This window comes from Corynebacterium sp. UBA4397 (assembly GCF_002390965.1).
Taxonomy (GTDB): domain Bacteria; phylum Actinomycetota; class Actinomycetes; order Mycobacteriales; family Mycobacteriaceae; genus Corynebacterium; species Corynebacterium flavescens.
In genome coordinates, this window is sequence record NZ_DGRD01000001.1 from 190,856 (window position 1) to 198,479 (window position 7,624).

General features: G+C 60.4%; 8 protein-coding genes. 6 read left to right on the top strand and 2 right to left on the bottom strand.

Translation table 11 applies throughout. The annotated features are described in order from the left end of the window. Positions 1–27 precede the first annotated feature (27 nt). Positions 28–741, top strand: a complete 714-nt coding sequence (locus tag B2696_RS00875; RefSeq protein WP_312954952.1) for a DUF6542 domain-containing protein — start codon at positions 28–30, stop codon at positions 739–741. Between the two features lie 9 nt (positions 742–750). Here B2696_RS00875 and B2696_RS00880 read toward each other — a convergent pair whose 3' ends face one another. Beyond that, a complete protein-coding gene (locus B2696_RS00880; protein ID WP_075729536.1) occupies positions 751–1,704 on the bottom strand; it encodes a 4-hydroxy-3-methylbut-2-enyl diphosphate reductase in 954 nt (317 codons plus the stop codon). Between the two features lie 154 nt (positions 1,705–1,858). Between B2696_RS00880 and xseA the strand changes: the two genes are divergently transcribed. The 3 genes from xseA to B2696_RS00895 are packed head-to-tail and all read left to right on the top strand — an operon-like array spanning position 1,859 to position 3,826. Then, complete coding sequence (xseA, locus tag B2696_RS00885) at positions 1,859–3,100, top strand: exodeoxyribonuclease VII large subunit (protein WP_075729535.1); 1,242 nt, start codon at positions 1,859–1,861, stop codon at positions 3,098–3,100. Between the two features lie 58 nt (positions 3,101–3,158). Continuing rightward, positions 3,159–3,458: an exodeoxyribonuclease VII small subunit gene (locus tag B2696_RS00890; RefSeq protein WP_276623515.1), complete on the top strand. Its 300-nt coding sequence runs from the start codon at positions 3,159–3,161 to the stop codon at positions 3,456–3,458. After that, complete coding sequence (locus tag B2696_RS00895) at positions 3,458–3,826, top strand: hypothetical protein (protein WP_075729533.1); 369 nt, start codon at positions 3,458–3,460, stop codon at positions 3,824–3,826. Before B2696_RS00890 ends, B2696_RS00895 begins: the two co-directional genes overlap by 1 nt. Here B2696_RS00895 and B2696_RS00900 read toward each other — a convergent pair. Next, positions 3,823–4,401 carry a DUF4245 domain-containing protein gene (locus B2696_RS00900; protein WP_075731072.1) on the bottom strand — a complete coding sequence of 193 codons (579 nt, stop codon included), beginning with the start codon at positions 4,399–4,401 and terminating at the stop codon, positions 3,823–3,825. The genes B2696_RS00895 and B2696_RS00900 overlap by 4 nt on opposite strands. A 275-nt stretch (positions 4,402–4,676) precedes the next feature. On the opposite strand from B2696_RS00900, the gene glpX reads away from it, so the two are divergent. Next, complete coding sequence (gene glpX / locus B2696_RS00905) at positions 4,677–5,696, top strand: class II fructose-bisphosphatase (RefSeq protein WP_286953366.1); 1,020 nt, start codon at positions 4,677–4,679, stop codon at positions 5,694–5,696. A 206-nt stretch (positions 5,697–5,902) separates the two neighbouring features. Beyond that, positions 5,903–7,303, top strand: coding sequence for a class II fumarate hydratase (locus B2696_RS00910; RefSeq protein WP_286953367.1), 1,401 nt, complete (start codon positions 5,903–5,905; stop codon positions 7,301–7,303). The last annotated feature ends 321 nt before the right edge of the window (positions 7,304–7,624 follow it).

Sequence of the window (7,624 nt, forward strand, 5' to 3'; positions counted from 1 at the left end):
GCCCCAGCGCCCGAACTTAACACGGCTATGGGGCTTCTTATCTTGACTGCTGCTATGGTCACAGGCTTGTTGCTGAGCATGATGAGCGGGGCCATCGCGTGGCCTTTCCTCCTCTGCTTCGTCGTGGCAGCCATCGCGCTTTCGCTATTTATTGAGAAACCAGGCCTTTTTATCTTGGTCTCCTCTCTGCCGCTGTTCTTCTTCGCGAGTGTCCTGGCGACCGGATGGCTCATCGCGCGCGGCGCGGCGCCGGAAGGGGCCAGCCCCTTCTCCAAGACCATACTGTTGACCTCGGCCTTCCCCCTTGTCGAGAACTTCCCGGTGCTCGCCTTGGGAACCGGCGGAGCATTGATCATTGCACTCCTGCGTCTATGGCGCGATCGGGCACGTCTACGCAGCCACAATGAGCAGGCCCGCCGCACAAGGCGGGCCGCCGCCGAGGCAGACCGCAAGGCCAAGTCCGAGCGCCTGTCGGTCGCAGAGATCCTCGCGCGCAACGAGGCCGCCAAACAGGCCACTCGAACCACCACTGCTCCACGGCCGAGCTCCCGCCAGTGGGGCAAGGATAGAGAGCAGCGCCGCCGGGAACAGGCAGCGGAGAGGGAGGACAGACTTCGCCAAGCGCCGCCGCAACCGGATCCCCACCGCAGGGCGGGCGATAACCCTCCGCCCCCGCGACCCAGCCATCGCCTACAAGAGCACAACGAAGAAGGCGGCCCCACATGGGACCGCCTTGAATAGGAATAGAACCTAGGTACGCGCGGGGCGAAGGTCCCGCGGCAGGGAGAACTGAATGGTCTCCGTGGTGGTAGTAACCTGTTCTACATCGCTATACCCGCGCTCGTCCAAGTACTCGAGTACCTCACGCACCAGCAATTCCGGAACCGAAGCACCGCAGGTTACGCCAACTGTGCGCACTCCCTCGAGCCAGGACTCATCAATTTCGGAGGCGAAGTCAATGAGGTAGGAGGTCTTCGAGCCTGCCTCGAGTGCTACTTCGACCAAACGCTTCGAGTTGGAGGAATTCTGCGATCCCACCACAATCATCAGATCGCACTTGGGAGCAATAGCCTTGACGGATTCCTGCCGGTTTTGGGTGGCATAGCAAATATCATCCGAAGGCGGATTCTGCAGATGTGGAAAGCGCTTGCGCAGCTCGTTGACAATGGTGATGGTCTCATCCACGGACAAGGTGGTCTGCGAGAGCCACACCAGCTTTTCGTCCTCGAGCCAAGCAGGCAGCTTGGCGACGCCCTCTACCCCATCCACTAAGTGTGTTACCTCGGGGGCCTCCCCGGCGGTTCCTTCTACCTCTTCGTGACCCTCGTGGCCGACCAAGAGAATGTGGAATCCGTCGCGGTGGAAGCGCTGCACCTCGCGGTGCACCTTGGTCACCAGCGGGCAGGTGGCATCGAGGGTGAGCTGGCGCCGATCTTGGGCCTCGTCCCGCACGGCGGGCGAGATGCCATGTGCCGAGAAAACCAAGTGCGCGCCCTCAGGCGCCTCCGATGCTTCCTCGACAAAGATGACGCCGCGCTGCGCCAGGGATTCTACGACGTAGCGATTGTGCACGATCTGCTTGCGCACGTAAATGGGTGCGCCGTACTTTTCTAGTGCCTTCTCCACCGTTTCCACGGCGCGATCGACACCAGCGCAATAACCGCGCGGCGCCGCGAGAAGAACATTCTTGCCTACATCAGTCATAGACCCCAGAGTAACTAAACGTTCCAAAAAACAGTAGCCATGTACACAAAGCGTGCAATCCCCACCATCCTGGCCACCCCAGCGCGACGCGGGGGCCTGGGGATCAATAGACTGTGCAAGGTAAGTAGAACTCCGCCCAGAAAGGTCGCAGCTTGTGAACCAACCGGCATCAACACCGGAGACCCCATGGCCTGTAGGCAAGGTCAACGAGCAGGTCAAGGGTTGGATTGAACGCCTGGGGTATCTGTGGGTCGAGGGGCAGCTCACGCAAGTAAATGTCAAGCCTTCGTGGAAGCTGTCTTATCTCACCTTGCGTGATGTCGAGCAGGAAAAATCGGTGCAGTTGACCTGCCCCACCGATCTCATTCGCGGGCTCGACGCGCCGTTGAAGGACGGCGACCGAGTTGTGGTTCATGGCAAGCCCGCGTTCTACGCTGGGCGCGCTTCTTTCTCGCTGTGGACCACTGAGATTCGCCATGTCGGCATTGGGGATCTCTTGGCCCGCATAGAAAAACTGCGCCGGACGCTTGCCGCCGAGGGCCTTTTCGAGCCTTCTCACAAGCTGCCACTCCCCTACCTTCCACAGCGCATTGGCCTTATCACCGGGCGCGGCTCTGCCGCCGAACGTGACGTTCTTAGCGTGGCTGCTGACCGCTGGCCGGCCGTGCAGTTTCGCGTCATCAACACGGCGGTGCAGGGAGCCAACGCGGTCCCGCAAGTCATTGATGCTCTGCGCACCTTGGATGCCGATCCCGAGGTGGATGTCATTATCATCGCGCGCGGCGGTGGTTCGGTGGAAGATCTCTTGCCTTTCTCCGAGGAAGCTCTGCAGCGCGCGGTGGCGGCTGCGCGCACGCCGGTGGTCTCCGCCATCGGCCATGAACCCGACTCCCCCGTACTCGATAACGTGGCGGACTTGCGTGCGGCCACTCCCACGGACGCCGCCAAGCGCGTGGTGCCTGCGGCCAGCGAGGAGTATGCCCTCATCACTGAGGCACGCTCACGCATGGCAGCGGCGCTGCGGGGCTGGGTTGAACGCGAGCGCCGCAGCCTGGCTACCGTGCGATCACGCCCGGTATTGGCGGATCCGCTCGTTCCTATTCGGGCCCAGCGCGAGGAGGTGCGGCGTGCGCTCGCCCTGGCCCGGCGTGACATATCCTTCCGCCTCGAGCGCGAAACCTCCCGCGTCTCTGCGCTGCGTGCCCAGGTCTCGGCACTGGGTCCGGCCGCCACCCTCGAGCGTGGCTACGCCGTCGTGCAAGTGATTCCGCGCGACGGTTCCGGCCCAGAGGTTGTTAACTCTTACCGCCAATCTCCACCGGGTTCCCAGTTGCGAATTCGGGTGGGAGATGGCTCGATTACCGCAGCGGCGATGGCAGCCCAGCCAGCCGATTAGCACGGATTCACGGCACCGCCTCACAACACAGTTACTTGAAGATTAAAAGGAGAAAAGTATGGCTAATGATGCTTTCGGCACCGGAGAATTAAGGGAGGATGCTTTCCCCCCTGTGGAGCAACTCAGCTATGAGCAGGCGCGCGACGAGCTCATCGAAACAGTGAAGATTCTCGAGCTCGGCCAGATGGGACTGGATGAGTCCCTGCGCTATTGGGAGCGCGGAGAGGCTCTTGCAAAGGCCTGCGAGGCGCACCTCGATGGCGCGTCTCGGCGCGTTGAGGAGGCTCTTGCTGCGCACGGTGATGCGGATACCCAGTCAGCCGCAGTTGCGGACTCGAGCGAGGAGGAAGAAAGCTAATGCAGATCTTTGCTTATCCCGGTGACCGAGTAGATTTCGTATCCAAGTCCGGTTCTGCTGGTTCCTTGTGCTTCGGTGATTCCCGCACCCTGGCAGAGGAGTTTTTCGGCCCAGCCCACGAAGTGGCAGGAGAGGAATTAAGCTACTATTCCGGCTCGCTGCTACTGCGTTTTAAAGCGGATTCCTTGAAGGCGGTGATTCTGCGCCCTAGCCTATCCAAGCACGAGAAGGTCGAGGTCTACCTCAATCGGACTCGCCTCAACGGCCTCGACCAGAATTCACTCGCACAGGCCATCGCTGCGGCAGGAGAAGGCGTCACCGTGCGCGGCGCCGAGGGCCTAGAGGAAATTGAGTTCTCGGCTCTTTAGGCAGCGCTGGAGTTAGGCAGGGGCTGGGCGCGAAGGAAAGCGCGCACGGCTGTCTCGAAGTCGCCGTCGTCCGCGGCGCCGGAGATGATAACGCGCTCGTCACCAAGATCGACCACCCATAGCCGGCGCACGTCCTTATCCTCGGAGCTGGCAACCTCTACGTCCACGCCGTCTACTTGACGCATGGTGGTATCCGGGCGGTACTTCGAGTCATAGCCCTTGATGGCATCAGCGGCGCTCAGGGAGGTCTGGGTCGACTCAACATAGCCTTGAGAATCCGTCACCCAGCTGACCCTAGGGGCGTTTGTGCCAGCGACGGATGCGCGGCGGGCGGCATTAGGCTTCCAGCCCTGGGGCATCTGGGGACTGCGAACTGCGGTATCTCCCACTCTGGCCTCCATCTCCAAGAAAGTCTGTGCATCTACTTCCTGGACTGCCTGCTGGCTGGACTCGGGGTTGATCGTGCACAGGCCGGTTGCGCCGACCACCGCCAACATGGCGATCACGGTAACGCCCAAGGACAAAGTGATGTCCTTGGCGCCTTCAAAAATCTTTGGTTTTTCTTCAGCTGCCACGCGCACCAGTATCGCACGCCTGCGCAGGCTTTAGATAACTTCACTCTCCTAGACTCAACTTCGCTTGCATTGCCCCGCAGCCGTCACCGCGACCAGTGCTTCTGTCTGCCGAAGCCCGTGCACAATCGCTCCCTCCCACTTTTGGGGTTGCAAACAAGGCTTACTTATAAGCAAAAAGTGCAAGAATAGGTAGGTGCCCCTTGGAACCCCCTCGGCAAGCATCACTCAAGCAATGATTTAGCTTTACTCTTTAACACGGAAGGCAGCATTAACACATGTCCGAAAACACTTCTCAAACGCCCGACCGCAATCTTGCGATGGAGCTCGTGCGCGTCACCGAGGCGGCGGCACTCGCTTCCGGCCGGTGGGTCGGCCGTGGCATGAAGAATGAGGGTGACGGCGCGGCGGTTGATGCCATGCGAAAGCTCATCAATTCCGTGTCGATGAATGGCGTTGTAGTCATCGGCGAGGGGGAAAAGGACGAGGCCCCGATGCTCTTCAATGGCGAGCATGTCGGCAACGGTGAAGGCGCTGCCATGGACATCGCGGTCGATCCGGTCGACGGCACGCGGCTTATGGCCGAGGGCCGCCCCAACGCCATTTCCGTCATTGCCGCTGCAGAGCGAGGGACCATGTATGACCCCTCCGCCGTGTTCTACATGGAGAAGATCGCCGTAGGCCCCGATGCAGTTGGTTCCATCGACATCACCAAGTCCGTCGCTTGGAACATCGAATCGGTTTCTAAGGCCAAGGGCATCCGCCCCGCTGACCTCACTGTCGTTGTTCTTGATCGCCCCCGCCACGATAAGCTCATCGCGGAAATTCGTGAGGCCGGAGCCAAGGTTCGCCTCATCATGGACGGTGACGTCGCCGGCGCCATCGCGGCCTGCCAGCCCACCAACTCCATCGACCTGATGATGGGTATCGGCGGAACCCCCGAGGGCATCATCACCGCCTGCGCCATGAAGTGCATGGGCGGAGAAATCCAGGGCAAGCTCTGGCCCAAGGACGAGGCAGAGGCTGACAAGGCCCGCAAGGCTGGTCACGATCTCGATCACGTCCTTCGTACCAATGACTTGGTCTCCTCTAATAACTGCTACTTTGCTGCCACTGGCGTCACCAACGGCGACATGCTGCGCGGGGTGTCTTACCGTTCCAACGGTGCAACCACGCGCTCTTTGGTCATGCGTTCTAAGTCCGGCACCATTCGCTACATCGATTCCCAGCACAAGCTCTCCAAGCTGCAGGAGTACTCCGTCGTGGACTACTCCAACGCGGCTGACGCAGACGCTTAAGGTGCGTTCGGCCCGGCCCTGTTGAAGGGGTCGTCGCCAAGCGCGGGGCGCAACCCGGTACTATGTTCAATGGGCTATGTTCCTCACCACCGTCATTCAGTGGGTGGGACGCGGCTCACTAAAAGGTAGGGCTCATCCGCCCCACAGTTTTCCTTTTAGTTTTTTAAGAGCCTATTAAAGAGCAACAGATAATAAAGGTGGATTTCATGACTGAGTACCGTATCGAACATGACACCATGGGTGAGGTCAAGGTTCCGGCCGATGCCCTGTGGCGCGCCCAGACTCAACGCGCGGTGGAGAACTTCCCCATTTCGGGCCGTGGCCTCGAGGCTACCCAGATTCGTGCGCTCGGCCTCCTCAAAGCCGCATGTGCCCAGGTCAACAAGGACTCCGGCGCCCTAGACGCGGAGAAAGCTGATGCGATCATCACTGCCGGTACCGCCATCGCTGAGGGCAAGCACGATGATGCTTTTCCGATCGATGTATTCCAAACTGGCTCCGGCACGTCCTCGAACATGAACACCAACGAGGTCATTGCCTCCCTCGCGCACAAGGCCGGCGTGGAGATCCACCCGAATGACCACGTAAACATGGGACAGTCCTCTAATGACACCTTCCCTACTGCCACGCACGTGGCCGCCACCGAGGCAGCCGTCCATGACCTCATTCCGGGCTTGAAGGTATTGCACGATTCCCTGCTGGCAAAGGCAAAGCAGTACGCGGACATGGTCAAGTCTGGCCGCACCCACCTCATGGATGCCACCCCGGTCACCCTCGGCCAGGAGTTTGGCGGCTACGCCCGCCAGATCGAGCTCGGCATCGAAAGGGTCAAGTCCACGCTGCCACGCCTAGGCGAGCTAGCCATTGGCGGCACCGCCACCGGCACCGGTCTTAATACCTCCGCCGATTTCGGCGCCAAGGTTACCGCCGAGCTCAAGAAGCTCACGGGCCTCGAGGAACTGAAGGAAGCCGAGAATCACTTCGAGGCTCAGGCTGCGCGTGATGCCTTGGTGGAGTTCTCCGGCGCAATGCGCACCATTGCCGTCTCCCTCAACAAGATCGCCAACGACATTCGCCTCATGGGCTCCGGCCCGCTAACTGGCCTTTCGGAGATTCACCTCAAGGATCTGCAGCCCGGCTCCTCCATCATGCCCGGCAAGGTGAACCCGGTTATCTGTGAGGCCGCTACCATGGTTTCGGCCCAGGTCATCGGCAACGACGCCGCCGTGGCTTTCGGTGGCGCGAATGGCCACTTCGAGCTCAACGTATTCATTCCCGTCATGGCCCGCAACGTCCTAGAGTCCGCTCGCCTGCTCGCCAACGTCTCGCGTGTCTTCGCCGAGAAGTGCGTCGATGGCATTGAGGCCAATGAGGAGCGGATGAAGAAGTTCGCGGAATCCTCCACCTCCATCGTCACGCCGCTCAACTCGAAGATCGGCTATGAGAATGCCGCAAAGGCCGCCAAGCATGCGCTGCACGAGAAGATCACCGTGCGCGAGGCCGTCATCGATCTCGGCTTCGTCGATGGCAAGAACCTCACCGAGGAAGAACTCGATGAGAAGCTCAACGTGCTGAGCATGACCAACCGCGACCGAGACAACTTCTAGCGCCTAGCTGCTTTTAGTTTCCTTTCGCTTTAACACGAGGCTCCCAGGGTCACGATGCCCTGGGAGCCTCGTCGTTTTGCTCTAAACCGGCTCTTTTGGTTTTGGGGTGAATTAGTTTTGTTGGTCAGCACCGAGCCCGATCATTCAGGATAGGTCGGATGGCCTTGCTACCGCACTACCTAATTCTGGCTGGGCGGCCCAGCTGTGGATAACTATGTCTGGCGTGGGTGAGTTTTCCACAGTTTCCTTACTGGGCGCGGTTGGGGATTGTCGTACCGCGTGGCGGTGCCTTAGCGTGACGGTCATGGGCTTGCAGGAGTA

What these genes read in the sequence shown, in the direction of transcription:
- B2696_RS00875 (WP_312954952.1), top strand. Translation starts at nt 28, where the DNA reads ATGGGGCTTCTTATCTTGACTGCTGCTATGGTCACAGGCTTGTTGCTG.
- B2696_RS00880 (WP_075729536.1), bottom strand. Translation starts at nt 1,704, where the DNA reads ATGACTGATGTAGGCAAGAATGTTCTTCTCGCGGCGCCGCGCGGTTAT.
- B2696_RS00890 (WP_276623515.1), top strand. Translation starts at nt 3,159, where the DNA reads ATGGCTAATGATGCTTTCGGCACCGGAGAATTAAGGGAGGATGCTTTC.
- B2696_RS00895 (WP_075729533.1), top strand. Translation starts at nt 3,458, where the DNA reads ATGCAGATCTTTGCTTATCCCGGTGACCGAGTAGATTTCGTATCCAAG.
- glpX (WP_286953366.1), top strand. Translation starts at nt 4,677, where the DNA reads ATGTCCGAAAACACTTCTCAAACGCCCGACCGCAATCTTGCGATGGAG.
- B2696_RS00910 (WP_286953367.1), top strand. Translation starts at nt 5,903, where the DNA reads ATGACTGAGTACCGTATCGAACATGACACCATGGGTGAGGTCAAGGTT.